Genomic DNA, 1,027 nt, shown 5'->3' with positions numbered 1-1,027 from the left:
ATTTTGATTTATCGACTTGGGAGACGAAGGTGGCAAATACGTTTTGTTCTTTAATCGGCGGGATGGGAATTCTCAAAGAACCATACTTTTTAGCGTTAATTCCCGGTTGAGCCGCTCCGCTCTGGTTTAGTTTCACCCAGTTCCAGTACTCCTCCTGTTTTGTATACCAAAACAGGTATCTCGGATTAATTATCTGCTGGTTCAATCTATATCGGATAAGGTAACCAGCAAAAATCTGATTACCTTCTATGAACGCGTAGGTCTTTCCAACCGTTGCGCCCATCCGCGCAAACATAAAATCGCCATATACCAGCCGGTATTGCTCATCGTCACCTGGATTAACGGATGCCACCACATCGTTGTTAAGTGTTCCGTCATCGTTGATATCTGTAATTCTCACATAACGGGGTCTGGTTGGGTCATATTCAACCGATGCTGATTGCGCACCATATTCACCTTTGGTTAACGACACCTCATCCACGGTTTTAGTCGGATACCCTTTTCCTATAAACAACTCGACAAATCGGGCTTTGATGAGCGTGTCAAAATCGGAAAGCTGCTGCTTGCGGATAGTGATGATCCCAATTACTTTGTCAAGAGTGTCAACTACCTTCTGCTGCGTTTCTGCATCTGGATATTCAATCTGTGACTCTTTTAACCACTTGAAATGGCGATTATATCCGGTATTAGGTATTCGTATGCTTCTTAATGCGTAATAAAGATACTTATAGTTGGCCGATTCTTCTTTAGCTTTTAGTAGCTTTACGCCGTCAGCTCCCAGAAATAGCGGTTGATCGATATACTTTATTACCCTAGTGTGGTCTCCAAAAATAATTGCCGGAACATCTGCATAAACGCCCTCTGTCCTGTCGGTGTAGCCCGCAATATCATGTTGCCCTTGGTCAACAATTGCATACTGACCGGATACCGCGTATTCTTCAGTTTTCAGTTTTACTCCAAGACTTGTACAGTCAAGGAAAATATCATCAAAAGATTTTACCACGTCCATCCCTATAAATCCGAATTT

At 42.7% G+C, this 1,027-nt stretch carries 1 protein-coding gene; it reads right to left on the bottom strand.

All coding sequences use genetic code 11. From position 1 onward, the window contains the following. On the bottom strand, positions 1–1,009 hold a 1,009-nt coding region (locus I2G61_RS16275; RefSeq protein WP_195548480.1), incomplete at its 3' end, for a restriction endonuclease subunit S. Positions 1,010–1,027: the final 18 nt, after the last annotated feature.

Source organism: Holdemania sp. 1001095H_141210_F2 (assembly GCF_015558105.1).
In the GTDB taxonomy this organism is placed as follows: Bacteria; Bacillota_I; Bacilli_A; order Erysipelotrichales; family Erysipelotrichaceae; genus Holdemania.
The sequence above is the reverse complement of the archived record's forward strand: the minus strand, read 5'-3'. Positions and strand labels throughout refer to the sequence as shown.